A 24,591-nucleotide genomic window follows, 5' to 3' on the forward strand; every position below is an offset into this window, starting at 1 on the left:
CGGGGACCGAGGTACCGCCCGGGGGCCGCAGCAACGCCCCCGCACCGACACGGCACCCCAAGGCCGGAGCAGCGCTCCCCGGACCGCCTCAGTGCCCGGGGCCCGCCGCAGCGCCCCGGAGCCGCCGCGCTCGGCCCCGCCCTGCGGCCCCGGCCCCCCGGCCGCACCGCGTTTCACCCTGCCCGCCCCATGGCGCAGATCACTTTCCTGCCCTACCGTCCTCCCGTCACCGCAGACACGCGACCGGGAGGACGGCCCGTGCGCACAGCCACCCCCAAGACCATCGCCCTCTGGAGCCTCGTCGCGCTGGTCGGCGCCGCGGGCTGGACCGTGCTCGCGCTCTCCCGGGACGAGGAGGTGTCCGCCGCCTGGATGGTGGCCGCCGCACTCGGCTCGTACGCCATCGCCTACCGCTTCTACGCGAAGTTCATCGCCCACAAGGTCCTGCGCGTCGACAAGCGCAGGGCCACGCCCGCCGAGCGGCTCGACAACGGCATCGACTACCACCCGACCGACCGGCGCGTCCTGCTCGGCCACCACTTCGCGGCGATCGCGGGCGCCGGACCCCTCGTCGGACCGGTGCTCGCCGCCCAGATGGGGTACTTGCCCGGCACCATCTGGATCATCGCGGGAGTGATCTTCGCGGGGGCCGTGCAGGACATGGTGGTCCTGTTCTTCTCCACCCGCCGCGACGGCAAGTCGCTCGGCCAGATGGCGCGGGACGAGATCGGCCCGTTCGGCGGCGCCGCCGCCCTGCTCGCCACCTTCGCCATCATGATCATCCTGCTCGGCGTGCTCGCCCTGGTGATCGTGAACGCCCTCGCCGAGTCGCCCTGGGGCACCTTCTCCATCGCGATGACGATCCCGATCGCCCTGTTCATGGGCTTCTACCTGCGTGTCCTGCGCCCCGGCCGGGTCAGCGAGGTCTCGCTCATCGGCATCGGCCTGCTGCTGCTCGCCCTGGTCGCGGGCCGCTGGGTGGCGGAGTCCTCCTGGGCGGAGGCCTTCACGCTCGCCCCGTCGACGCTGGTGATCTGGCTGGTGGCGTACGGCTTCGTCGCCTCGATCCTGCCGGTGTGGATGCTGCTCGCGCCGCGCGACTACCTCTCCACGTTCATGAAGATCGGCACGATCGTGCTGCTCGCGCTCGGCGTGCTCGTCACGCTGCCGACGCTCAAGATGGACCCGGTCACCGACTTCGCCTCGCGCGGCGACGGGCCGGTCTTCGCCGGCTCGCTGTTCCCGTTCGTGTTCATCACGATCGCCTGCGGCGCGCTCTCCGGCTTCCACGCCCTGATCTCCTCCGGTACGACGCCGAAGATGATCCAGAAGGAGACCCAGGTCCGGATGATCGGCTACGGCTCCATGCTGATGGAGTCCTCCGTGGCGGTCATGGCCCTGGTGGCGGCGAGCATCATCGACCCGGGCCTGTACTTCGCGATGAACGCGCCCGCGGGCGTGGTCGGCGACACCGTCCAGGAGGCGTCCCGTGCGGTCGCGAACTTCGGGTACACCATCTCCCCCGAGGACCTGGCGCGGGCCGCCAAGGACGTCGAGGAGAGTTCGCTGCTCTCGCGCACGGGCGGCGCGCCCACCCTCGCGGTCGGCGTGTCGGAGATCTTCTCCAAGGTCACCGGGGACTCGCTGCGGGCGTTCTGGTACCACTTCGCGATCATGTTTGAGGCGCTCTTCATCCTCACCGCGCTCGACGCGGGCACGCGCGTGGGCCGATTCATGCTCCAGGACATGCTGGGCAACGTCTACAAGCCCTTCAAGAACGTGAGCTGGAAGCCCGGCCTGGTGCTCACCAGCGCGGCCGTGACCGGCCTGTGGGGCTACTTCCTCTGGGTCGGTGTGCACGAGCCGCTCGGCGGCATCAACCAGCTCTTCCCGATCTTCGGCATCGCCAACCAGCTGCTCGCGGCCGTCGCCCTGGCCGTGTGCACCACGCTCCTGGTGAAGTCGGGACGGCTCAAGTGGGCCTGGATCACCGGGGTTCCGCTGGTCTGGGACGCGACGGTGACGCTCACGGCGAGCTGGCAGAAGGTGTTCTCCGCCGACCCGCGCGTGGGCTTCTTCAAGCAGCGCTCGATCTACCAGGACGCCATCGACGAAGGCAAGGTCCTGCCGCCCGCCAAGACCATGGACGACATGCACACCGTCGTCACCAACTCCACGGTGGACGGCGTGCTTTCGGCGGCCCTCGCGGTCCTCATCGTGATCGTGCTCGTGGACGCGGCCCGCGTGTGCGTCAAGCACGTGCGCGACCCGCTGTCCTCGCGCCTGAGCGAGGCGCCGTTCGTGGAGTCGAGGACCGTCGCGCCCGCGGGCCTCATCGCCACGAAGGAGGAGAAGGCGGAGCTGGTGGCCCACGAGCGCGCGAAGGCGGGCCGGCCGTGACCGGGCCGCTGCGCCGCGCGCTGCGCGCCCTGCGGTGGTACGTACGGGAGTTGACGGACGAGTCCGCGTACGAGCGGTACGTGGCACACGTCCGCAAGGAGCATCCGGCCGCGGCCGTGCCGACCCGCAGGGCGTTCGAGCGGATGCGGACTGACCGCCAGGAGTCGGACCCGCGGCAGGGCTTCCGCTGCTGCTGAGAGGCCCCTCGGCCCCTCTGTGGCCCGTCCGTTATACGGACAGGGGTTCCGTAGGCCAAGACCGTCGCTTAGATTTCCCGCACGTTAAACACGGGATAAGTGAGCGAACGGAGCCGCGGTATGCCAGATGCGCCTGAAGTGCCGGTTGCGCCTGAAGTGAGACAGCCGGTGGTCACGCCGGTCCGTGTGATCGTCGCCCTCTGTCTCGTGGCGCCCTTCGTGGCCATGCTCTGGGTCAGCTCCTACGCGAAGGCCGACCCGGCCTTCATCGGCATCCCGTTCTTCTACTGGTACCAGATGCTGTGGGTGCTGATATCCACCGCGCTCACGATGATCGCGTACAAGCTGTGGCAGCGTGACCAGCGCGACCGGAAGGCCGCCCGCGGCCAGGGAGGGGCGCGGTCATGAACGACGGCGTGAACGGCGTCGCGCTCGCCGTCTTCATCTTCTTCTTCCTCGCGGTCACGGTCATGGGCTTCCTCGCCGCCCGCTGGCGCCGGGCCGAGAGCGAGAGCCTCGACGAATGGGGCCTCGGCGGCCGCTCGTTCGGCACCTGGGTGACGTGGTTCCTGCTCGGCGGCGACCTCTACACGGCGTACACCTTCGTGGCCGTCCCCGCGGCTATCTACGCGGCCGGCGCCGCCGGGTTCTTCGCGGTGCCGTACACCATCCTCGTCTACCCGCTGATCTTCACCTTCCTGCCCCGGCTCTGGTCGGTCTCGCACAAGCACGGCTACGTGACCACGTCCGACTTCGTGCGCGGGCGCTTCGGCTCCAAGGGGCTCTCGCTCGCGGTGGCCGTGACCGGCATCCTCGCGACGATGCCGTACATCGCGCTCCAACTCGTCGGCATCCAGGCCGTCCTCGACGTGATGGGCGTCGGCGGCGGCGAGGACACCAACTGGTTCGTCAAGGACCTGCCGCTGCTGATCGCCTTCGGCGTGCTCGCCGCCTACACCTACTCCTCCGGCCTGCGGGCCCCGGCGCTGATCGCGTTCGTGAAGGACACCCTGATCTACATCGTGATCGTGGTGGCCATCATCTACATCCCGATCAAACTGGGCGGGTTCGACGACGTCTTCCACGCGGCGGGCGAGAAGTTCTCGGCGACGAACGAGGCGACCGGCAAGCCCGTCGGGGCGCTCGTCCCCGGTGACGCGGGGACGTGGACGTACGCGACCCTGGCGCTCGGCTCGGCGCTCGCGCTCTTCATGTACCCGCACTCGATCACCGCGACGCTGTCCTCGCGCAGCCGGGACGTGATCCGCCGCAACACCACCATCCTGCCGCTGTACTCGCTGATGCTGGGCCTGCTCGCGCTGCTCGGGTTCATGGCGATCGCGGCCGGGGTGAAGGTCGACAACGGGCAGCTGGCGATCCCGCAGCTGTTCGAGGACATGTTCCCCGACTGGTTCACCGGCGTGGCCTTCGCGGCCATCGGCATCGGCGCGCTCGTGCCCGCCGCGATCATGTCCATCGCGGCCGCGAACCTCTTCACGCGCAACATCTACAAGGACTTCCTCAAGCCCGACGCGACGCCTGAGCAGGAGACCAAGGTCTCCAAGCTGGTCTCGCTGCTCGTGAAGGTGGGCGCGCTCGTCTTCGTCCTCAGCATGGACAAAACGGTCGCCATCAACTTCCAGCTCCTGGGCGGCATCTGGATCCTCCAGACCATGCCCGCGCTCGTCGGCGGCCTGTTCACACGGTGGTTCCACCGGTGGGCGCTGCTCGCCGGCTGGGCGGTCGGCATGCTCTACGGGACGGTGGCCGCCTACGGCGTCGCCTCGCCGACGCAGAAGCACTTCGGCGGGTCCTCCAAGGAGATCCCCGGCATCGGCGAGATCGGCTACATCGGCCTGACGGCGTTCGTCCTGAACGTGGTCGTCACGGTCGTCCTCACCTTCGTCCTGAAGGCGTTCAAGGCCCCCGAGGGCGTCGACGAGACCTCTCCCGAGGACTACACGGCCGACGCAGGCGACCAGGGCGTGTCCGTGGAGCTGCCCAAGGTGGGGGCGGGCCACTGAGTTGAGGCGGTCCTGACGGACGGGGCCGGCCGGAGCGCGGCGTCGGACGCATGCGAAAGGATGTGCGCATGAGACGTTCCCGCCGCCTCCTGCCGGCCCTGTTCCTCGCCCCGCTCGCCCTCACCGGCTGCGGCTCGGACGACCTCACCGCCGGGTCGCCGCCGGACCGCGCCGAGCTGAAGGCCCGCGCCGAGGCGGCGCAGACCGTCGTGGAGCACGTGTACGTGACGGAGGCCGACGGCTTCGAGCTGGCCCGGCAGTCGGTGGGCGTCATCGGCGACGACGGCTTCCAGTCCACGTACGTGCGGGACGAGGGCGGCGGGCAGCTCACGCTCTCCGTCGACCGGGGCACCGTCACCGACGCCAACTGCCGTACGGTCCCGCCCGCCGCCAGGAGCTGCGAGAAGGACGGCAAGGGCTGGTACCGCGTCACGGGCTCCCGGCACGAGTACGTCCGCACGGAGAACGGGCTGCGGATCCAACTCGCCGCCGACCGCGGCGCCGTGAGCCGCGAGGTGCTGCGCGCCGCCGCCGAGGACGCCCACCGCGCCGACGACCGCGAGCTGGACGCGGCCCTGCCCGAGCAGGCCGACCCCGAGGGCCTGCCCACGGACGGCGGCGACACGGGCCGCCCGGCGGAGCGCGGCGACCTGCCGCCGAACGGGGACGGCGCCCCGCAGGACCCGCCGGGCGCGGGCGGCTGACCGACCGGGCCGGGCCCCCGGGCCGACCGGTCCAGCCCCCCCTGGGCCGACCGGTCCAGCCCCCCTGGGCCGACCGGTCCAGGCCGTCCGGCCGACCGGTCCAGGCCGTCCGGCCGACCGGTCCAGGCCCCCCCGCGCCGGCCCCCGCGCACCCCGCCCCAGGCCCGGGAAGCGGCCCCCTCCCCGGCCTCCCCCCTGGTGAGTTGACGCTCCGGCGCACCCCCGAGCGACCACCCCCCGTGAGGAAGCGGTCACCCCCTGACCAGCAACCGACACAACATCTAGGGGCGCCACCGAAACCCGGCACAAGATGTATGCTCGTCCTCGCTGTCGTCGCAGGGGAATCCGGTGCAAGTCCGGAACTGTCCCGCAACGGTGTACGTGTGCGCATTTGCGTACCCACAAAGTCCGAGGACCTGCCGACAGCGCGCCCGTGCCGCCCGGTCCGGGCGCAGACGTCCGGGCCTCGTGGACATGGGCTGATGGACGCGGTGTACGTACCGCTGCGCGCGGTCGCGCCCGTGTGCCCTCGCCTGCCTCGATGCCCAGAGCCGAGCGAGGGAGAGCACCACGTGACCATCGCGCCCGCCGAGCCCGCGTCAGCGCAGGCCGAAGCCGGTCAGCAGCACGCCGAGCAGTCCGCCCCGTCCACCGACGGGCCCGGCGCCGCCCTGCTGCGCACCCTGACCGACCTCACCGCCGACCTCCCCGACGCCGACCCCGGACGCGTCGCCGCGGCCGCGCTGCGCGGCCGCTCGGCGAAGGCCGACGAGGCCGAGCTGCGGGAGCTTGCCACCGAGGCGGCCGCCGGGCTCATCTCCGAGGACCCCGCCTACTCCCGGCTCGCCGCCCGCCTCCTGACGATCGGCATCCGCGAGGAGGCCGCGTCGCAGGGCGTCACGTCGTTCTCCGAGTCCGTCGCGGTCGGCCACCGCGAGGGCCTCATCGCCGACCGCACCGCCGCCTTCACGACCCTGCACTGCGCCCGTCTGGACGCCCTCGTGGAGGCCGCGCTCGCCGACGGCGCCGACCGCCGCTTCGGCTACTTCGGCCTGCGCACGCTGCACAGCCGCTACCTGCTGCGCCACCCGATCACCCGCAAGGTCATCGAGACGCCCCAGCACTTCATGCTGCGCGTGGCCGTCGGCCTCGCCGAGGACGAGTCGGTGCGGGCCCTGGACGAGGTCGCCGCGCTGTACGGCCTGATGAGCCGCCTCGACTACCTGCCGTCCTCGCCGACGCTCTTCAACTCCGGCACCCGCCACCCGCAGATGTCCAGCTGCTACCTGCTGGACTCCCCGCTCGACGAGCTGGACTCGATCTACGACCGCTACCACCAGGTGGCGCGCCTGTCGAAGCACGCGGGCGGCATCGGCCTCTCGTACTCCCGCATCCGCTCGCGCGGTTCGCTGATCCGCGGCACGAACGGCCACTCCAACGGCATCGTGCCGTTCCTCAAGACCCTGGACGCCTCCGTCGCCGCGGTGAACCAGGGCGGCCGCCGCAAGGGCGCCGCCGCCGTCTACCTGGAGACCTGGCACTCCGACATCGAGGAGTTCCTGGAGCTGCGGGACAACACCGGCGAGGACGCCCGGCGCACCCACAACCTGAACCTGGCGCACTGGATCCCCGACGAGTTCATGCGCCGGGTCGCCGCCGACCAGGAGTGGTCGCTGTTCTCGCCCGCCGACGTGCCCGAGCTTGTCGACCTGTGGGGCGAGGAGTTCGACACGGCGTACCGCGCGGCCGAGGCCAAGGGCCTGGCGCAGAAGACCATGCCCGCCCGTGATCTGTACGGCCGCATGATGCGCACCCTGGCGCAGACCGGCAACGGCTGGATGACCTTCAAGGACGCCTCCAACCGCACCGCCAACCAGACCGCCGAGCCCGGCCACACCGTGCACTCCTCCAACCTGTGCACGGAGATCCTGGAGGTCACGGACGACGGCGAGACGGCCGTGTGCAACCTCGGCTCGGTGAACCTCGGGGCCTTCGTGGCCGACGGGGACATCGACTGGGAGCGCCTCGACGCCACCGTGCGCACCGCCGTGACGTTCCTCGACCGCGTCGTCGACATCAACTTCTACCCGACCGAGCAGGCCGGGCGCTCCAACGCCAAGTGGCGCCCGGTGGGCCTCGGCGCCATGGGCCTCCAGGACGTCTTCTTCCAGCTGCGGCTGCCCTTCGACTCCCCCGAGGCGAAGGCGCTCTCCACGAGGATCGCCGAGCGGATCATGCTCGCCGCGTACGAGGCGTCGACGGACCTCGCCGAGCGCCACGGGCCGCTGCCCGCCTGGGAGAAGACCCGCACCGCGCGCGGCGTCCTGCACCCCGATCACTACGCGACGGAGCAGGCCTGGCCCGAGCGCTGGGAGGCGCTGCGGGAGCGCATCGCCAAGGTCGGCATGCGCAACTCGCTGCTCCTTGCCATCGCCCCGACCGCCACCATCGCGTCCATCGCGGGCGTCTACGAGTGCATCGAGCCGCAGGTCTCCAACCTCTTCAAGCGCGAGACGCTGTCCGGCGAGTTCCTCCAGGTGAACTCCTACCTGGTGCAGGACCTCAAGAAGCTCGGCGTCTGGGACGCGCAGACCCGCGAGGCGCTGCGCGAGTCCAACGGCTCGGTGCAGGGCTTCACCTGGGTGCCCGCGGACGTACGCGACCTGTACCGCACGGCCTGGGAGATCCCGCAGCGCGGCCTGATCGACATGGCCGCCGCGCGCACCCCGTACCTCGACCAGTCGCAGTCCCTGAACCTCTTCCTGGAGACGCCGACCATCGGCAAGCTCTCCTCGATGTACGCCTACGCCTGGCAGCAGGGCCTCAAGACCACGTACTACCTGCGCTCGCGCCCCGCGACGCGCATCGCCCGCGCCGCGGGAGGCTCCGCCGCCGCGGCCGCCCCCGTCCCCCAGCAGGTGACCGACCCCGAGGCGATCGCCTGCTCCCTGGAAAACCCCGAGTCCTGCGAGGCCTGCCAGTAATGTCCCAGTCCGACCTGCACACCACCACGACATCTGGTGAGAAGAACCTGCTCGACCCGGGCTTCGAGCTGACGCTCCGCCCGATGCGCTACCCGGACTTCTACGAGCGCTACCGGGACGCGATCAAGAACACCTGGACCGTGGAGGAGGTCGACCTCCACTCGGACGTGGCCGACCTCGCCAAGATGACGCCCGAGGAGCAGCACCTCATCGGCCGCCTGGTCGCGTTCTTCGCCACCGGCGACTCGATCGTGGCGAACAACCTGGTGCTCACCCTCTACAAGCACATCAACTCCCCCGAGGCGCGGCTCTACCTGAGCCGTCAGCTCTTCGAGGAGGCCGTGCACGTCCAGTTCTACTTGACGCTGCTCGACACCTACCTGCCCGACCCGGAGGACCGCGCCGCCGCCTTCGCGGCCGTGGAGAACATCCCCTCCATCCGTGAGAAGGCCGAGTTCTGCTTCACGTGGATGGACTCGGTGGAGAAGCTGGACCGCCTGGAGTCCCAGGCCGACCGCCGCCGCTTCCTGCTCAACCTGATCTGCTTCGCGGCGTGCATCGAGGGCCTGTTCTTCTACGGTGCCTTCGCGTACGTCTACTGGTTCCGCAGCCGCGGTCTGCTGCACGGCCTCGCCACCGGCACCAACTGGGTCTTCCGCGACGAGACGATGCACATGTCCTTCGCCTTCGACGTGGTCGACACGGTCCGCAAGGAGGAGCCGGAGCTGTTCGACGACAAGCTCCAGGAACAGGTCGTCGACATGCTGAAGGGCGCGGTCGAGGCCGAGCTGCAGTTCGCGCGCGACCTGTGCGGGGACGGCCTGCCGGGCATGAACACCGAGTCCATGCGCGAGTACCTCCAGTGCGTCGCCGACCAGCGCCTGACGCGCCTGGGCTTCGCGCCGGTGTACGGCTCCGAGAACCCCTTCTCGTTCATGGAGCTTCAGGGCGTTCAGGAACTGACCAACTTCTTCGAGCGGCGCCCGTCCGCGTACCAGGTCGCGGTCGAGGGCTCGGTCTCCTTCGACGACGAGTTCTGATCCCGCGGCCCGGGCCCGCGCTCGGCCTCCCGCAGCTGCCGGTCGATCCGGCGGTCGTGGGCGTGGCCGATCAGTGACGGCAGGGCCATGAGCAGGAAGACCAGGAGGACGGCCAGCGTGTCGAGTGCGTCAGTCGCGTTCATGACGACCACTCTCGCGCCGGCCGTCCTCCGGCGTGAGTGGCAGGACTGTCGCCCACCCTCGATTTCCTGCCAGTGGCGCGGCACACTGGCCGCATGCTGAGAAACGTGGCCGCCGTCGCCCTCGACGGCGTGCACCCCTTCGAACTCGGCGTGGTGTCCGAGGTGTTCGGCCTCGACCGCAGCGACGAGGGCCTGCCGGTGTACGACTTCGCGCTCGTCTCGGCCGAGGGCCCCACGCTCTCCACCCACGCCGGCTTCACCATCTCCACGCCGTACGGCCTCGACCGGCTCGAAGAGGCCGACCTCATCACCGTCCCCGCGGGCGACTCCTATGTGACGCGGGACTTCCCGCCCGTGCTGCTCGACGCCCTGCGCCGCGCCACCGAGCGCGGCACCCGGGTGCTCAGCGTCTGCACCGGCGCCTTCGTGCTCGCGGCGGCCGGGCTCCTGGACGGGCGGCGCTGCGCGGTGCACTGGCGGCACGCCGATGAGCTGACGCGCCGCTACCCGCGCGCCGTCGTCGAACCGGACGTGCTGTACGTCGACGAGGACCCGGTGATCACCTCCGCGGGCACCGCGGCGGGCATCGACGCCGCCCTGCACCTGGTCCGCAGGGAGAACGGCGCGGAGGTCGCCAACGCCATCGCCCGCCGGATGATCGTGCCGCCGCACCGCGACGGCGGCCAGGCCCAGTACATCGCGCGCCCGCTGCCGCGCACCCGCTGCGACACCGTGGGCGAGGTCCTGGCGTGGATGGAGCGCCACCTCGACCAGGAGCTGACCGTCGACCAGCTCGCGGCCCGCGCCCATATGTCACCGCGCACCTTCGCCCGCCGCTTCAAGGAGGAGACCGGCACCACGCCCTACCGCTGGCTGCTGCGCCAACGGCTGCTCAGGTCCCAGGAGTTGCTGGAGGCCACGGACGAGACCGTGGACGTGGTCGCCTGGCGCTCCGGCTTCCCGAACGCGGCCGCGCTTCGCCATCAGTTCATCCGCGCGCTCGGCACCACGCCGAACGCGTACCGGCGGGCGTTCCGCGGCCCCGGGGCCGAGCCCGCGGCCTGACGCGCGTGCCCGCACCGGCCCTGGGGCGGTGCGGGCACACGGACCCCGGCGTCAGCGCGCCGTGGCGCGCAGCACCAGATCCCGCGGATGCAGCGTGATGCCGACCTTGGTGCGCGTGTCGGTCCGCGCCACCGGGGCGAGCCGCCACTTGGCGGCGATCGTGGCCAGGATGATGGTGAGTTCCGCCAGGCTGAAGTGATCGCCGGGGCACTTACGGTTGCCCACGCTGAAGGGCATCATGGCGAACTCGGGGACGTCCGCCGCGCGTTCCGGATTCCACCGGTCCGGGTCGAACTCGAGATGCCGCTCGAAGGAACGCGGATCGCGCTGCATCGCGTACACGCTGTACACGATGTCCGCGTCGGCCGGAATGCGATAGCCGCCGAGGGTGGTCTCGGCCACGGACCGCCGCGTGAAAATCCAGGCGGCCGGTCGTATACGCATCGCCTCCGTGACGACATTGCGTGTGTGCGACAGCTCGCCGAGATCGGCGAAGGCGACCGGGCGCCCCCGCGTCACGGCATTTACCTCTTCAACCAACCGCCTTTCGTGCTCCGGGTGTTCGGTGAGCAGATGGAAGACCCATGCCAGTGTCGAGGCGACATTCTCGGCGCCCGCCACAACGAGCGAGACGACGTGGTCATGGATCTCCTGGTCGGTCAACGCCTGCCCCGATTCATCGCGGGCGCCGAGCAATACGGCCAGCAAGTCCTCTTCCGTGCCGTTTCCGTACCGGCGGCGTTCGGCGATGATCTCGTCGACGAGCGCGTGCAGATCGGCGAGCGCGCGCTCGAAGCGCCGATTGGCGGGCGTCGGCAGGCGGTACAGCGGCCCGACGGAGAGGACCATGCGGCGGTACAGGCCCTCGAAGACGGTGTGCAGCGACGCGCTGATGCGGTCCGCCTTCTCGCCGATCGAGTCGACCTCCAGGAGCGAGCGGGAGACGACGCGCACGGCGGTGCGGAACATCTCCGCGCTGACGTCCACCGTTTCGCCGTCACTCCAGCGCGCCGCCGTCGCCTGGGCCTCCTGCTCCATCACGCGCGCGTAGCCGGCGATGCGCTCGGGCCGGAACGCGGGCTGCATCATGCGCCGCTGGCGCCGGTGCAGCGAGCCGTTGCTGGTCGCCACGCCCTTGCCGAGCAGCACCTCCAGGGTGTCCCAGAGCGGCCCGCCGACGACGTAGTCCGGGCTCTTGAGCAGGGCGCCGACGAGCTGCGGGGCGCACACCGCGTACGCCGTCCTCGGCCCCAGCCGGATCCGGACGAGATCGCCGTGGTCCCGCAGGTCGGCCAGGAAGCCGAGCGGGTCGCGCACCAGGTTCCAGGCGTGGCCGAGAAGTGGCGCTCCACCGGGGACCAGGGGCGGCGCGTTCAGCCGCCGGGAAGCGGCAGGAGCGGTTATGGCGGACGCTGCGGATTCGACGGTCATTCCTGGCCTCCTGCCAGTTCGGGGCCTGCCAATTCGCATTCCGGGAGTTCGGGTCCCGGGGCGTCGGACACGTACGGGGGCAAGGATCGGTCGTCCCAGTTGTCGACGCGATATCTGCCGGATTCGTGATGGAACCAGTAGACGGAACTGAACCAGTTCCGCATATTGAAGACGCATGATTGCAGTGCGGCGCTCACCTTCCGACCCTCGGCGCTGCCGTCGAGCAATTCATCCGCCAAACTCAGGACTTCCGGCTGCACCGCGAGAAAATCACTTACACAGTCACTGACACGCCGGTGCACTTCCGCCACCGCCTGCTGCAAGGAAAGGCCTTCGTGGTGGATGAGGGAAATTCCGAGGTTGTGCACCTCGTCGCCCGCCAATTCCTTCGGCAGCGAGCAGAGGTCGTTGTACCAGGCGGAGAAATCCTGGGTGGCGAGTGCCGCCGCGCGATAGGCGGGGTGTTTCCGCACCGCGTCCGGCAGTTCCTGGCGCGCGGTGGGTTCGAGCAGGTCGATCCAGACCCAGTGCGCGAAGGTGAGCCGGCGCAGCTCGACGTACGCGTCGACGCTCGGCACGGTTCCGGTACGGCGGTTGCCGAACTCGTGGTCGTAGGCGTCGATCACCGGGTGGAAGTGCCGGGCGAAGCGCGCGTTCCACCGCGGTCCGAGGTGCGCGTACAGTCTCAGGACGCAGTCTGCGAAGCCCGCGACCAGAGGGTCCTTGTGGTGCAGCTGTGCGCGCGGGTCCTGGAGGGTCTCGTGCAGCCCGGCGCACAGGCGCCGCCAGCCCGCGGCCCTGCCGTGCACCGCGTCCCGGTCGTGCCGGTCGTCCCAGCCGAAGAACCAGGAGCTGAGGTCCGCGATGGCGGCGAGCAGCTCGTCGGGGGCGCCGATGTAGTATCCGGCGACCAAGTCCGTGTAGCACAGGCTGTCGGCATATGCCGCGACCTTGTCCGGGGGCATGAGGCGCTTTTCCAGGAGCCATGCCCGGGACTTCTCCTGAAGCTTTGGCCAATACGGATGCAGATGCCGGGGAAACTCCGACTCCACCACCGGAAGGGCCAGTGCGGGCGGCACCGATACCGCCTGTCGAACTGGTGACTGCGTCGACTCGGACGGCTTCCGACGTTGCCTCGGGACGCGTTCCGCTGCATATGCCGGAACCCGTGCCGCGTCACGTGTCGCCCAGTCGGACTGTGAAGTGCTGTGTGAGGAAGCAGGCACGAACAAACCCCTCTCGACCGCGCTGAGGCCCACGCCCCTCTTGCCGTGCCGGGCGCGCGCCGTTGCGTATCCCCGCGCTTTCCATTCAGCACCACAACTGACCGTTCAGGGAACACATTTGCGCCATTCACTACCCCAGCGTGCCGAGAACATCCCCTTACGTGACTGAATCTGGATCACGGGCGGCTGATCGTGGGCTAGTCCTGTCCGGTTCTGAGCGGGTACGCCAACGGCCCCTGGTCAGTGGGGTGTTCCCGACCAGGGGCCGCTGTCGTCACGCGCTCACCGTGCGCCTCAGTTGTGGCGCAGTTCAGTCATTCGGCACCACGGGGTAGCGCGGCGTGCCCTCCGCCATCTGCCGCAGCGCGTCCTTGCGCTCCCGCTTGGAGAGGCGGTCGATGTACAGGTAGCCGTACAGGTGGTCCGTCTCGTGCTGGAGGCAGCGGGCGAAGTAGCCCGTGCCGCGCACCTTGATGGGGTTGCCCTTCTCGTCCTGGCCGGTCACGACCGCGTAGTCGGGACGGGCCAGGGGCGCGTACGCCGTCGGCACGGACAGGCAGCCCTCGCCGGAGTCGTCCAGGACCCGCTGGTTCGCGGGCAGTTCCTGGAGGACCGGGTTGCAGACGACGCCCACGTGCCGCACGCCCTCGTCGTCCATGCAGTCGTACACGAACACCTTCAGGTCGACGCCGACCTGGTTGGCGGCCACGCCGACGCCCTGCGCCACGCGCTGGCTCACGAACATGTCGTCGATCAGCGCGGCCAGCTCGTCGTCGAAGGCGGTGACGTCCTTGCACTCCTTGTGGAGGACCGGGTTGCCGACGACCGTGATGGGCCGGTACGTGCCGCGCTCGCGGTAGGCCGTCTCCCGCGCCTCGCAGTCCTCGGTGTCGATGACGAAGCCCTCGTCGTCGACCGGGAGCACCCCGTCCGCGTAAACCTGCTCAGTGTCCTGCGCCATGTCCGCCGTATGCCTTCTTCCTGGGTCCGTGTACTGCCCGTACAGGGTACGGGCAGCTCCCCGCCGGGGCATCGGCGTCCGGGGCTAGCAGACCTCTTCGAGGTCCCGCCAGTCCCGGGAGTCCGGGCTGTCGGCGACCCACCCGTCGAGCAGGCCCCGCACCAGGCCCGCGGGTGCGGCGAGGCCGCACTCCCGCTCGGGGACCCACAGCGCTCCGGGGCTGCGGTGGCCGAGCGGCCCGGGGTGGCCCGGCTCGCTGTGGTCGTGCGGGTCCAGGTGCTCCCCGTCGCCCTCGTCGCTGGGCATCCGCGACTCCGAGCACATGCGGCACAGCAGCCGCACGGACGACGACCAGTCCTCGGCGGCGAAGCCGGCGTCCGCGGCGAGCTTCTCCAGGGCGTCCCGGTCCTCCTCGGTCGCGGCCTCCAGGAGGACGACCCAGGTGGGCACGGGGGACGGCGCCCACAGCTCGATCTCGTCGAAGACGGGGTACGCGTGTCCGGCGGCCGTGGTCCGCTCCCCGTGCGGCACGCCGTCGTGCAGCACGACCTCGCCCCAGCGCCGCCCGGAGGACGGCAGCGGGATGGAGAGCACCTCGATGCGGGCCGGGTCCAGCCTGCGGCCCCAGACGACCTCCGCCTCGCCCTCCGGCGAGAGCCGCACGGCCGCGCTGCCCAGGTCCATGCCCGTGGGCTCGCCCGTCGCGGCGACGCCGCCGGGCACCTTGAGGCCGTACGCCTGCCAGGCCCTGCGGGCGAGGGGCCAGTCCTGGAGGGCGGTCGCCGCGATGCCCACGTTCCACCAGTCGGGGGCGCCCGCCGAGCGGTCGAGCAGCGCCACGGCCCGCAGGCCCGCGGCCCGCGCCTGCTCCCAGTCGTGCCGGAACTTGTGCAGCAGGGCGAGGTTGAACCAGGACTCGGACAGCCAGGGTTCGAGGTCTGCGGCGCGCGTGAGCAGCGCGCCCGCGTCCTCGTAGCGGCCGTCGCCGATGAGCGTGAACGCCCTGTCGGTGGCCTGCCGCCAAGAGGCGGAGGGCCGGTGCCGTCCCTTGCCGAAGATCCTCACGATTCCCGCCTGCCAGCTCTTGTCGGGATGTCCCCGCCGCCACGCTGCCGCGCGGCCCCGCTTCTCTTTCGCATCCAACCACGTACGGTCGGACGGCCGCTCATTACCCATGGGTTACCCAGTGGGGCCCGAGGTCAGACGACCCGGCCACAGGCCCGCGCGGGACGCCCGGAACGCGGCCGGCGGCGGCCTCGGCCGGGCCCCCCGAACGTGTGGGGGCCCACACCGGATCCAGCCCTTCCGCGCCTGGGGGCGAGCGCGCGGCGCGCTCAGCACGGGCCCGGGGGGCGCGGCACCCCGCCGCGCGACGGGGCGGGCCCCGGGCCGCCCGCGAGCACCCGCGCCAAGGCCTCCACGACCTCCGTCTGGTACTCGCGCCCCGTCGCGATCCGCAGCCGCTCCAGGGCGGCCAGTGGTCCTTGAGGCCCGTGTTCCCGCGCCATCTCGTCGTATGCGTTCGCGGTCCGGACGATACGCGCGGTGAGCGGCTGCTCGCGGTACGGATCGGCCTGGCGCTCCACCACCACGGCGACGCCCGCGGCCACCCCGGTCTGCCGGACGACGGCGCCGCCGAGCAGGGCGATGCGCCGCTGCTCACTGGTGGGAAGCCGCGCGGTGGCGCCCGCGGGCACGGGGTCGACGAGGGAGAGCTGCCCGATGTCGTGCATCAGGGCCGCGTACTCGACGACGGTGAGGTCCGCCCCGGTGAGGCCCAGCTCACGGCCCATGGCCCGGCTGAGGTCCGCCACCCGCCGCGCGTGCCCGGCGGGGGTGTACCCGGCGATCTCGGTGGCGCGGGCCAGCGAGGCGATGGTCTGCCGGTAGGTGGCCCGCACGGCCGCGTACCGGCGGACGGCCAGCTGGGTGAGCAGCAGCGGGCCGCTGAACACCGGCAGCGCCCACAGCCCCGCCACGGCCACGGCGAGCGCCATCACGGCCCCCGTGGCGCACACGGCCGAGCCGATGCCGGGCATGCGCCGCAGCTCGTCCCGGAGCAGCGGCCCGAACGGCCAGCCCCGGCGGGCGTGCGCCAGGGCGGCAGCGAGCACGGCGTCGCACAGCGCGGTCAGCGCGAGCAGGGCCACGACCACGGCGGCGTACCACGAGCCGTAGCCCGCCCAGTCCTCGATCCTGCCCGAGTTGTACAGCGGCTGGAAGCACACGGCGGCGAAGGCGACGGTGAGCACGCGCCGGGTGAGCGCGTCGGGCGCGGGCCCGCGCCCGAGCGCGACGTGCGGCACGGCGCCGACGAGCCCCGCCGCCACGACCACGGCGATCACCTGGAGCACCCCGTGGTGGGTCGGCCGCCCGCCGCTCTCCCCCAGCAGGGCGTACGCCAGCGCGCCCGCGGCCCCCAGGGGCGCGGGCTCCCGCTCGCCGCCGCTCCCCCACCGGGCCAGCTCGCCCACGGCCATGAGCACGCCGAAGGCGAGGGCCGTCCTGGGCTCCTCGACCCCGCGCCACAGCGTGCCGCCGAGCGCCGTGAGCGCGGCGAGGAGGGCGGCGGCCCGGAGCACCGCGGCCACGGCGGCGGCGAGCCGGCCCGCGGGCTCGCGCGTCACCGGGCGGCCGGGCCGCGGGCCGCGGGGGCGCCGGACACCACGCCGCCGGCCCGGCCCGGTGCGGCCTGACCCGGCCCGTCAGGCCCTGGCCCGCCCGCCGCGCCCACCGCGGCGTTCTCACCGCCCCCGGCCGTGACCTCCGCGTCCCAGCCGCACCGGTCGAGGGCCCGCGCGAGGGCGCCGACCATGGCCGGGTCGAACTGGGCCCCCGCGCACCGCCGCAGCTCCGCGACGGCGGCCGCGACGGGGCGGGCGCGGCGGTAGGAGCGCGAGGACGTCATGGCGTCGAAGGCGTCGGCGACGGCCACCACCCGCGCGCACTCCGGGATTTGACGTCCCGTCAGGCCGTAGGGGTAGCCGCTGCCGTCGATGCGCTCGTGGTGGTGCAGGATCGCCGCCCTGGCCTCCCCGAGGAAGCCGATGCCGCGCACCATCTCGTGGCCGTACTCGGGGTGCAGCTCGATCACGCGCCGCTCCTGCGGGGTCAGCGGCCCCTCCTTGCGCAGCAGCCGGGTGGGAACGCCGAGCTTGCCCACGTCGTGCAGGATCCCGGCGAAGCGGAGCAGTTCCACGCGCCCGTCGTCCATGCCCAGCTCGCGCGCGATCATCACGGAGGCGCGGCCGACGCGTTCGCTGTGGCCCCTGGTGTAGCGGTCCTTGATGTCGACGGCCTGCACGAGCGCGCGGATGGTGGCCTGGTGGGCGGTGCGCTCGCGGTGGTACTGCGCGAGGACCCAGCACGAGACGCCCATCGGGAGCAGCACGAGCAGCGCGGCCAGCGGGCCGTACCGGCTGTTCCACAGGACGGCCATCATCAGCCCGGCGAGGCCGTGCACGGCGACGGGCGCGAGCGAGCCCGGCAGCAGCCCGCGCCAGGCGTGCCGCGGCGGCACCCGCTCGGCCGCCACCAGGATGCCGCCGTCGAGGGCGGCGATGACCACGGCGAAGCACAGCACGGCGACCGCCGCGGGCAGCAGCACATAGGGGAAGTCGGGCGGCGCGGAGGCCGCCGCGGGCCCGCCGAGCACGGCGTACGTCCACCCCGCCGCCCAGGCGGCGAGGGCCAGCTGAGCGGCTCGCCAGAGGCGGCGCAGCCACCGGGGCCGCCGTTCGACGCGGGCGAGCAGGGCGCCCGGGACGGCGACCAGGGCGGCCGCCGCGGGCGGCAGCAGGAACACAGCGGCGAGCAGCACCGGGTAGAAGGCGGGCACGGCCGGGCCTCCGCGGACGACGGTGCGCTCCCCGCCCGCGTACAGCAGGGCGAGCAGTGCGACGACGGGCCACGCCGTGCCGGGGCCGAACGCGGGCGCCGCGCAGGCGGCCCCGCCGAGCGCGGCGCACAGGACGTAGCCTCGGGCCCACACCGGCACCGACCGCATAGGGGTTCTCCTCCCGATCCAGGTCGGGAGACTAGAACGGGCCATGACCACGCCAGCCGCCGCGGGCGCGAATTAGCACCTTCGAGTGAGAAACCCCAGAAGAAACAAAGAGAAACGTTCAACTAGCGAGTGAACAACGGCCCCTCGGGGCTCGCGAAGGGCCCGCCGGGCGCCCGCTCAGGCGCCGGGGGCGCGGAGGCGCGGGGGGCGCGGGGGCCCGGGGGCGCCCACGCAGACGCCGAGGCGCCCGCTCAGGCGCCGGAGGTCCCGGGAGTCAGGTCCACCCCGTCGTCCGGCACGGCCTGCCCGGAGCGGATCAGGTCGATCCGGCCCATGACCTTAGCCCGCAGGTCGGCGGGTACGTCGTCATGGCCGCAGCAGCGCTTGACGAGCTTCTTCACCGCCTGTTCGAGGCCGTACTTCTCCAGGCAGGGGGAGCACTCCTCGAAGTGCGTCTCGAACTTCGTGCAGTCGCTGTCCGGCATCTCCCGGTCCAGGAACTCATAGAGGTGGTCCAGGACCTCACTGCAGTCAGTCTCGTGCGGCTCTCCGCAGCTCATGAGCCCGAGCCTTTCGCTTCGTTCGAGTCTCCGGCACCGGCCGGGACCAGGCCGCGGTCACGCGCGTAGTCCTCGAGCATGCCGCGGAGTTGGCGGCGGCCGCGGTGAAGACGGGACATCACCGTACCGATGGGTGTACCCATGATGTCGGCGATCTCCTTGTACGCAAAGCCCTCCACGTCCGCGAGATACACGGCGATGCGGAATTCCTCCGGGATCGCCTGGAGCGCGTTCTTCACGTCGGAGTCCGGCAGGTGGTCGAGCGCCTGCGACTCGGCCGAGCGCAGTCCGGTGGACATGTGCGACTCGGCGCGCGCGAGCTGCCAGTCCTCGATCTCCTCGGCGGCGCTGCGCTGGGGTTCGCGCTGCTTCTTGCGGTACGAGTTGATGAACGTGTTCGTGAGGATGCGGTACAGCCAGGCCTTGAGGTTGGTGCCCTCGCGGAACTGGTGGAACGACGCGTACGCCTTCGCGTAGGTCTCCTGGACCAGGTCCTCCGCGTCCGCGGGGTTCCGGGTCATGCGGAGCGCCGCCGAGTACATCTGGTCGAGGAACATCAGCGCGTCCCGCTCGAAGCGGGCCGTGCGCTCCGCGGCCGTCTCGGAAACCTCATCGGGACGCTCCGGCTGCTCGGAGTGACCGTGCTCAGTGCCTGCGTCGGTCCCAGTGACCGGACCCACCTCCTCCAACGACGTGGTGGGGCCGTAGCCGGTCCCACTGGTTTCGGAGGATAGACGACGACCTGCTTTGCGCGCCGCTCGAATAGGGGTCGCCTTGGGCGCACTCAGCACGCTCCACTCCAGGTCAGCGGTGTTGGAGCGGTTCGGGCAGATGGTCGATCCCATGCGGGCGGCCCCCTCTTCTACGAACACTGTTTGCGGTCTGTTCGCGACAACAGTGGTCACGCACTCAACATTCCCCGCGCGCCCGTCCAGGCGACGACGGTGTCCGTGATCCGCTTCACAGCCTCCTCCTGGCCGATGTCCGCCCGCTTGGGCACGGCGAAGGAGTGGTCGCCGAAGGGGATCTCGACCAGCTCGTACGCCCATCCGTCCCCCACGACCGCCGTCGTACCGTCGGGCCGCGCGCCGCCCCTCTCGACGTGGGGGAACTCGGCGGGCTTGCCGAAGGGGTCGTTGCCGCCCTGCACCACGAGCGTCGGCACCCCGGCGCCGAGCAGTTCGTCCGCGCGGGACTTCTCCGGCCTGCCCGGGGGGTGCAGCGGGAAGCTCAGCGCGAGCACGGCGGCCGCGCCGAGGTCGGCGGCGGTGCGGCAGGCGACGCGGGCCCCGGCGCTGCGGCCGCCCGCGATCACCGGCGGGCCCGGCTTCGCCAGGGCGGGCCACACGCCGCGCCAGCCGGTGTCGAGCGTCTTCGGCGCGGGCGCCACCTTCTTGCCGGCCACCCGCCAGGGTTGCTCCACCAGGGCGACGGTCACGCCGTGCGCGGGCAGGACGGAGGCGAGGGCCTTGAGGTCGCGCGCCTCGATGCCGCCGCCCGCCCCGTGGCCGACGGCGAGCACGAGGCGGGCCCCGGGCGCGGGGTGCCAGGTGATCCGGGCGGCCCCGGCCTCGGTCTCGACGATTTCGCTGTAGGTCTCGCTGTGGATCTCACTGTGCGTCACGTCAGAAGAGTGTGCCCTCTTCGGGGCCGTCCAGTTCCTTCAGCAGCTCCGGACCGTTGTTGCGGACGTTGCTGACGGCCGTCGAGACGGGAAACGCGCGCATGAGCCCGGCGGGCGGCGGCTCCAGGAGCGGACGCACGTCCTCCACGTCGGTGCGCGCCGGGTCGAGCCAGGCGTCCCAGCGGTCGGGCGTGAGCATCAGCGGCATGCGCGGGTGGATGTCGGCGAGCGAGGCGGGGCCGTTCTCCGGGGCGACGGCGAGCGGCGTGGTCTCCGCCTCCGTGGTGATCACCGAGCAGGTCACCCACCAGGCGAGCGGGTGCTCGTCGGGCAGCGTGCGGTCCCGCCAGAACTCGTACAGACCCGCCATCGCGAACACCGACCCGTCGGCCGGCAGCACGAAGTACGGCTGCTTGCGGGGCCGCTTCTTCTTGCCCTCGACCTCCAGGTCACGCTCGGCGCTGCCGGTCACCCACTCGTAATAGCCGTCGGCAGGCAGGATGCAGCGCCGCGTGGCGAAGGCCCGGCGGTAGGAGGGCTTCTCGTGCACCGTCTCGGCGCGCGCGTTGATCATCCGCGCGCCGCCCTCCGGTGTCTTCGCCCAGGACGGTACGAGTCCCCACTTCAGCTTCCGCAGCTGGCGAACCGGGCTCTTGTCCTCGGCGTCCTTAAGGGGACGGTCGAGCACGGCGTAGACCTCTTTGGTGGGAGCGACGTTGTAGTCCGCCTCCAGTGCCTCTTCCGGCTCGAACTTCTCGATCTCAAAGATTCCTGCGAGATCCTCGGGCCCACGACTCGATGCATACCGTCCGCACATACGTGCCACACTGCCACGCCGTGGCCGATGACAGGGAGCCGACCGAGCAATGCACACCACCGCCTCCGCCAGCCTGAGCGACCTGTGGGACCGCGTCGTCGGCACGCAGTCCGCGCCCGAACAGTGGCTGGTGATCGCCACGGGCGTCGTCGCGCTCGCCGCCGTCGTCCCGCACGGCGTGTGGCGCGTGGCCCGCAACGCCATCACCATCGCCCACGAGGGCGGCCACGGCCTGGTCGCCCTGCTCACCGGGCGCCGCCTGGACGGCATCCGGCTGCACTCCGACACCAGCGGCCTGACCGTCAGCCGCGGCAAGCCGTCGGGCCTCGGCATGGTCCTGACCGCCGCCGCGGGCTACACCGCTCCCCCGCTGCTCGGCCTCGGCGGCGCGGCGCTGCTCTCCCAGGGGCACATCACGGCCTTCCTGTGGATCGCCACGGCCCTGCTCGCCGCGATGCTGGTGATGATCCGCAACGCGTACGGGGCGCTCACGATGATCCTGGCCGGCGGCGCCTTCCTGGTCGTCTCCTGGCTGGCGAGCACCGACGTACAGGCCGCGTTCGCGTACGCGGTGGTGTGGTTCCTGCTCCTGGGGGGCGTGCGCCCCGCCTTCGAGCTCCAGGCGAAGCGGCGGCACGGGGGCGCCGGGGACTCCGACGCGGACCAGCTCTCCCGCCTGACGCACGTGCCGGCCGGCATGTGGCTCTTTCTCTTCCACGCGGTGTCGCTGTGCTCGCTGATAGGCGGCGGCCGCTGGCTGCTCACCGTGTGACCTGGCGTTCGAGCCGTGTACGGCATGTGCGCTGCGGCGACCGGAGCGCCCCGAAGGGCGCGGGGCCGTGTCGACATGCGGCTCCGCCGCGCGGGCGCGACCAGCCACGACGGCCCCGCGGACGACCGGCGTCCCGGCACGGCGACCCGGCGAAGCGCTCGGAGCTTTGCTGTTTCGCCTGGTTTTCACCACTTTTGATCAAGTTCTGTGGTCGTCGCCAGCCACTAAAGTGAAGGGCATGACCGTGAACCCGACGCACACCGCCCTCTGGCCCGCCCCGCACGCGAGCGGAGCCGTCGCCGCGACGGTCCACGTGCCGGGCTCCAAGTCGGTCACCAACCGCGCCCTCGTCCTGGCCGCCCTCGCCGCCGAGCCCGGCTGGCTGCGCCGCCCCCTGCGCTCCCGCGACACGCTGCTGATGGCAGGGGCCCTGCGCGCCATGGGCGTCGGCATCGAGGAGACGGTGTCGTCGTCCAGCTCCGCCGCGGGGGCCCCGGACGGCTCGGGCGAGGCCTGGCGCGTCATCCCCTCGGGCCTGCGCGGCCCGGTCACGGTCGACGTGGGCAACGCGGGCACGGTGATGCGCTTCCTGCCGCCGGTCGCCGCCCTCGCCGACGGCCCGATCCGCTTCGACGGCGACCCCCGCTCCTACGAGCGCCCGCTGCACGGCGTGATCGACGCGCTGCGCGCCCTCGGCGCCCGCGTCGACGACGACGGCCGCGGCGCGCTGCCCCTGACGGTGCACGGCGGCGGCGCCCTGGACGGCGGCCAGGTCGAGATCGACGCCTCCTCCTCGTCTCAGTTCGTGAGCGCGCTGCTGCTCTCGGGCCCGCGCTTCAACCAGGGCGTGGAGGTGCGGCACGTGGGCAGCACCCTGCCCTCCATGCCGCACATCCGCATGACCGTCGACATGCTGCGCTCCGCGGGCGCCCAGGTCGACACCCCCGAGGCGGGCGGCGAGCCGAACGTCTGGCGGGTCACGCCGGGCGCGCTGCTCGGCCGCGACCTCACCATCGAGCCCGACCTGTCGAACGCCCAGCCGTTCCTGGCGGCGGCCCTGGTCACCGGCGGCCGCGTGACGATCCCCGACTGGCCGACGCGCACCACCCAGCCCGGTGACGCGCTGCGGCAGCTGTTCACCGAGATGGGCGGCTCCTGCGAGCTGACCGAGCACGGCCTGACCTTCACCGGCTCGGGCTCGGTGCACGGCATCGACGCCGACCTCAGCGAGGTCGGCGAGCTGACCCCGGGCATCGCGGCGGTCGCGGCCCTCGCCGACTCCCCGTCCACCCTGCGCGGCGTCGCCCATCTGCGCCTGCACGAGACGGACCGGCTCGCCGCGCTCACCAAGGAGATCAACGAGCTGGGCGGTGACGTCACCGAGACCGCCGACGGCCTGCACATCCGCCCCCGCCCGCTGCACGGCGGGGTCTTCCACACCTACGACGACCACCGCATGGCCACGGCGGGCGCGGTCATCGGCCTCGCCGTACCGGGCGTACAGATCGAGAACGTCGCGACGACGGCGAAGACGCTGCCCGACTTCCCCGACCTGTGGACCGGGATGCTCGGGAACTGACGGGCGGACTGGAACCATGCGCCGCTACGGCAAGCACACCGACGAGGACGACGTCCGGGTCCGCCCCAACCGCAAGGGCAACCGTCCCCGTACGAACATCCGGCCCAAGCACGAGGACGCGGCCGACGGAATGGTCCTCACCGTCGACCGCGGCCGTCTGACCTGCCTGGTCGACGACCGGGTCGTGGTCGCGATGAAGGCCCGTGAGCTGGGCCGCAAGGCCGCGGTGGTCGGCGACCAGGTGGCCCTCGTGGGCGACCTGTCCGGCCAGAAGGACACCCTCGCCCGCATCGTGCGCATCACCCCGCGCACCTCGGTGCTCCGGCGGACGGCGGACGACGACGACCCGTTCGAGCGCGTGGTCGTCGCCAACGCCGACCAGCTCGCGATCGTCACCGCCCTCGCCGACCCCGAGCCCCGCCCGCGCCTGATCGACCGCTGTCTGGTCGCCGCGTTCGACGGCGGCCTCACCCCGCTGCTGATCATGACCAAGTCGGACCTCGCCCCGCCGGACAAGCTCCTGGAGCTGTACGGCGACCTGGACATCCCCTACGTCGTCACCAGCCGCGAGGAGCTGGAGAACGGCACGGCGGTGGCGCGGGTGCGCGCCGAACTCGACGGCAAGGTCACGGCGTTCGTCGGGCACTCCGGCGTCGGCAAGACCACCCTGGTGAACGCGCTGGTCCCCGAGGAGCGCCGCCGCAGCACCGGCCATGTCAACGCGGTCACCGGGCGCGGCCGGCACACCACCACGTCCGCGCTCGCCCTGCCCCTGGCGGGCGACGAGGGCTGGGTGATCGACACCCCGGGCGTGCGCTCCTTCGGCCTGCACCACGTGGACCCCTCGCGCGTCATCCACGCCTTCCCGGACCTGGAGCCCGGCACCGAGAACTGCCCGCGCGCGTGCAGCCACGACGAGCCCGACTGCGCGCTCGACGCGTGGGTGGCCGAGGGCCACGCGGACCCGGCGCGGCTCTACTCGCTGCGCAGGCTGCTCGCCACGCGGGAGCGGACCGACGGCGACTGACCGCCCCTCTGGGCCGCCCCGCGGGTCCGCT

General features: G+C 71.9%; 22 protein-coding genes and 1 riboswitch. Of the genes, 11 read left to right on the plus strand and 11 right to left on the minus strand.

Translation table 11 applies throughout. The annotated features are described in order from the left end of the window. Positions 1-258: 258 nt before the first annotated feature. From AC07GB_RS02160 to AC07GB_RS02190, 7 genes are all read left to right on the plus strand, one after another. On the plus strand, positions 259-2,400 hold the full coding sequence (locus AC07GB_RS02160; RefSeq protein ID WP_478841302.1) for a carbon starvation CstA family protein: 2,142 nt from the start codon (positions 259-261) through the stop codon (positions 2,398-2,400). Continuing rightward, positions 2,397-2,597: a YbdD/YjiX family protein gene (locus AC07GB_RS02165; protein WP_478841303.1), complete on the plus strand. Its 201-nt coding sequence runs from the start codon at positions 2,397-2,399 to the stop codon at positions 2,595-2,597. The genes AC07GB_RS02160 and AC07GB_RS02165 overlap by 4 nt, the downstream gene beginning before the upstream one ends. A gap of 168 nt (positions 2,598-2,765) precedes the next feature. Continuing rightward, entirely contained in the window at positions 2,766-3,005 is a 240-nt protein-coding gene (locus AC07GB_RS02170; RefSeq protein WP_478841304.1) for a DUF3311 domain-containing protein, read from the plus strand. Beyond that, a complete protein-coding gene (gene mctP / locus AC07GB_RS02175) occupies positions 3,002-4,621 on the plus strand; it encodes a monocarboxylate uptake permease MctP (protein WP_478841305.1) in 1,620 nt (539 codons plus the stop codon). The genes AC07GB_RS02170 and mctP overlap by 4 nt, the downstream gene beginning before the upstream one ends. A gap of 68 nt (positions 4,622-4,689) precedes the next feature. Beyond that, complete coding sequence (locus AC07GB_RS02180) at positions 4,690-5,325, plus strand: hypothetical protein (protein WP_478841306.1); 636 nt, start codon at positions 4,690-4,692, stop codon at positions 5,323-5,325. Between the two features lie 327 nt (positions 5,326-5,652). Further along, positions 5,653-5,751: riboswitch (adenosylcobalamin-variant (AdoCbl-variant) riboswitch) on the plus strand. A 146-nt stretch (positions 5,752-5,897) separates the two neighbouring features. Continuing rightward, positions 5,898-8,309, plus strand: a complete 2,412-nt coding sequence (locus AC07GB_RS02185; protein WP_478841307.1) for a ribonucleoside-diphosphate reductase subunit alpha — start codon at positions 5,898-5,900, stop codon at positions 8,307-8,309. Continuing rightward, entirely contained in the window at positions 8,309-9,349 is a 1,041-nt protein-coding gene (locus AC07GB_RS02190) for a ribonucleotide-diphosphate reductase subunit beta (protein WP_478841308.1), read from the plus strand. Before AC07GB_RS02185 ends, AC07GB_RS02190 begins: the two co-directional genes overlap by 1 nt. On the opposite strand, the gene AC07GB_RS02195 is transcribed toward AC07GB_RS02190, so the two are convergent. Further along, positions 9,262-9,492 carry a hypothetical protein gene (locus AC07GB_RS02195; RefSeq protein ID WP_478841309.1) on the minus strand — a complete coding sequence of 77 codons (231 nt, stop codon included), beginning with the start codon at positions 9,490-9,492 and terminating at the stop codon, positions 9,262-9,264. The two genes, AC07GB_RS02190 and AC07GB_RS02195, sit on opposite strands and share 88 nt — an antisense overlap. 93 nt (positions 9,493-9,585) lie before the next feature. Here AC07GB_RS02195 and AC07GB_RS02200 point away from each other — a divergent pair, with 93 nt between their 5' ends. After that, the gene (locus AC07GB_RS02200; RefSeq protein WP_478841310.1) at positions 9,586-10,557 is read left to right on the plus strand and encodes a GlxA family transcriptional regulator; all 972 of its coding nucleotides are present in this window, start codon (positions 9,586-9,588) and stop codon (positions 10,555-10,557) included. A 51-nt stretch (positions 10,558-10,608) separates the two neighbouring features. Here AC07GB_RS02200 and AC07GB_RS02205 read toward each other — a convergent pair whose 3' ends face one another. The 10 genes from AC07GB_RS02205 to AC07GB_RS02250 all read right to left on the minus strand — a co-directional run bounded on the left by AC07GB_RS02205 (position 10,609) and on the right by AC07GB_RS02250 (position 21,182). Beyond that, positions 10,609-11,988, minus strand: coding sequence for a bifunctional albaflavenone monooxygenase/terpene synthase (locus tag AC07GB_RS02205; protein ID WP_478841311.1), 1,380 nt, complete (start codon positions 11,986-11,988; stop codon positions 10,609-10,611). Next, complete coding sequence (locus tag AC07GB_RS02210) at positions 11,985-13,067, minus strand: terpene synthase family protein (RefSeq protein ID WP_478841312.1); 1,083 nt, start codon at positions 13,065-13,067, stop codon at positions 11,985-11,987. The genes AC07GB_RS02205 and AC07GB_RS02210 overlap by 4 nt, the downstream gene beginning before the upstream one ends. Positions 13,068-13,524: 457 nt before the next feature. After that, positions 13,525-14,175: a peptide deformylase gene (gene def, locus AC07GB_RS02215; protein WP_478841313.1), complete on the minus strand. Its 651-nt coding sequence runs from the start codon at positions 14,173-14,175 to the stop codon at positions 13,525-13,527. Positions 14,176-14,259: 84 nt separating this feature from the next. After that, positions 14,260-15,240 (minus strand): tetratricopeptide repeat protein, encoded by a 981-nt coding sequence (locus tag AC07GB_RS02220; protein WP_478841314.1) that lies wholly within the window; start codon positions 15,238-15,240, stop codon positions 14,260-14,262. A gap of 269 nt (positions 15,241-15,509) precedes the next feature. Then, positions 15,510-16,766 carry an HD-GYP domain-containing protein gene (locus AC07GB_RS02225; RefSeq protein WP_478841415.1) on the minus strand — a complete coding sequence of 419 codons (1,257 nt, stop codon included), beginning with the start codon at positions 16,764-16,766 and terminating at the stop codon, positions 15,510-15,512. 32 nt (positions 16,767-16,798) lie between these two features. Beyond that, positions 16,799-18,181 carry an HD-GYP domain-containing protein gene (locus tag AC07GB_RS02230; protein ID WP_478841315.1) on the minus strand — a complete coding sequence of 461 codons (1,383 nt, stop codon included), beginning with the start codon at positions 18,179-18,181 and terminating at the stop codon, positions 16,799-16,801. 251 nt (positions 18,182-18,432) lie between these two features. Next, positions 18,433-18,741, minus strand: coding sequence for a mycothiol system anti-sigma-R factor (gene rsrA, locus AC07GB_RS02235; RefSeq protein ID WP_478841316.1), 309 nt, complete (start codon positions 18,739-18,741; stop codon positions 18,433-18,435). After that, positions 18,738-19,421 (minus strand): sigma-70 family RNA polymerase sigma factor, encoded by a 684-nt coding sequence (locus tag AC07GB_RS02240; protein ID WP_242722705.1) that lies wholly within the window; start codon positions 19,419-19,421, stop codon positions 18,738-18,740. Before AC07GB_RS02240 ends, rsrA begins: the two co-directional genes overlap by 4 nt. A gap of 221 nt (positions 19,422-19,642) precedes the next feature. Next, entirely contained in the window at positions 19,643-20,365 is a 723-nt protein-coding gene (locus AC07GB_RS02245) for an alpha/beta hydrolase family protein (RefSeq protein WP_478841317.1), read from the minus strand. 1 nt (position 20,366) lies between these two features. Beyond that, positions 20,367-21,182: an SOS response-associated peptidase gene (locus AC07GB_RS02250; RefSeq protein WP_478841318.1), complete on the minus strand. Its 816-nt coding sequence runs from the start codon at positions 21,180-21,182 to the stop codon at positions 20,367-20,369. A 49-nt stretch (positions 21,183-21,231) separates the two neighbouring features. Between AC07GB_RS02250 and AC07GB_RS02255 the strand changes: the two genes are divergently transcribed. The 3 genes from AC07GB_RS02255 (at position 21,232) to rsgA (ending at position 24,560) form a co-directional block, all read left to right on the plus strand. Further along, positions 21,232-21,954: a M50 family metallopeptidase gene (locus tag AC07GB_RS02255; protein ID WP_478841319.1), complete on the plus strand. Its 723-nt coding sequence runs from the start codon at positions 21,232-21,234 to the stop codon at positions 21,952-21,954. A gap of 238 nt (positions 21,955-22,192) precedes the next feature. Further along, entirely contained in the window at positions 22,193-23,533 is a 1,341-nt protein-coding gene (gene aroA / locus AC07GB_RS02260; protein WP_478841320.1) for a 3-phosphoshikimate 1-carboxyvinyltransferase, read from the plus strand. A gap of 16 nt (positions 23,534-23,549) precedes the next feature. Then, complete coding sequence (gene rsgA, locus AC07GB_RS02265; protein ID WP_478841321.1) at positions 23,550-24,560, plus strand: ribosome small subunit-dependent GTPase A; 1,011 nt, start codon at positions 23,550-23,552, stop codon at positions 24,558-24,560. The last annotated feature ends 31 nt before the right edge of the window (positions 24,561-24,591 follow it).

This window comes from Streptomyces sp. NPDC045778 (assembly GCF_056431945.1).

Coding starts and splice junctions, on each gene's coding strand:
- rsgA (WP_478841321.1), top strand. CDS start 23,550: ATGCGCCGCTACGGCAAGCACACCGACGAGGACGACGTCCGGGTCCGC.
- def (WP_478841313.1), bottom strand. CDS start 14,175: ATGGCGCAGGACACTGAGCAGGTTTACGCGGACGGGGTGCTCCCGGTC.
- AC07GB_RS02255 (WP_478841319.1), top strand. CDS start 21,232: ATGCACACCACCGCCTCCGCCAGCCTGAGCGACCTGTGGGACCGCGTC.
- aroA (WP_478841320.1), top strand. CDS start 22,193: ATGACCGTGAACCCGACGCACACCGCCCTCTGGCCCGCCCCGCACGCG.
- rsrA (WP_478841316.1), bottom strand. CDS start 18,741: ATGAGCTGCGGAGAGCCGCACGAGACTGACTGCAGTGAGGTCCTGGAC.
- mctP (WP_478841305.1), top strand. CDS start 3,002: ATGAACGACGGCGTGAACGGCGTCGCGCTCGCCGTCTTCATCTTCTTC.
- AC07GB_RS02200 (WP_478841310.1), top strand. CDS start 9,586: ATGCTGAGAAACGTGGCCGCCGTCGCCCTCGACGGCGTGCACCCCTTC.
- AC07GB_RS02180 (WP_478841306.1), top strand. CDS start 4,690: ATGAGACGTTCCCGCCGCCTCCTGCCGGCCCTGTTCCTCGCCCCGCTC.
- AC07GB_RS02195 (WP_478841309.1), bottom strand. CDS start 9,492: ATGAACGCGACTGACGCACTCGACACGCTGGCCGTCCTCCTGGTCTTC.
- AC07GB_RS02190 (WP_478841308.1), top strand. CDS start 8,309: ATGTCCCAGTCCGACCTGCACACCACCACGACATCTGGTGAGAAGAAC.
- AC07GB_RS02205 (WP_478841311.1), bottom strand. CDS start 11,988: ATGACCGTCGAATCCGCAGCGTCCGCCATAACCGCTCCTGCCGCTTCC.
- AC07GB_RS02230 (WP_478841315.1), bottom strand. CDS start 18,181: ATGCGGTCGGTGCCGGTGTGGGCCCGAGGCTACGTCCTGTGCGCCGCG.
- AC07GB_RS02250 (WP_478841318.1), bottom strand. CDS start 21,182: ATGTGCGGACGGTATGCATCGAGTCGTGGGCCCGAGGATCTCGCAGGA.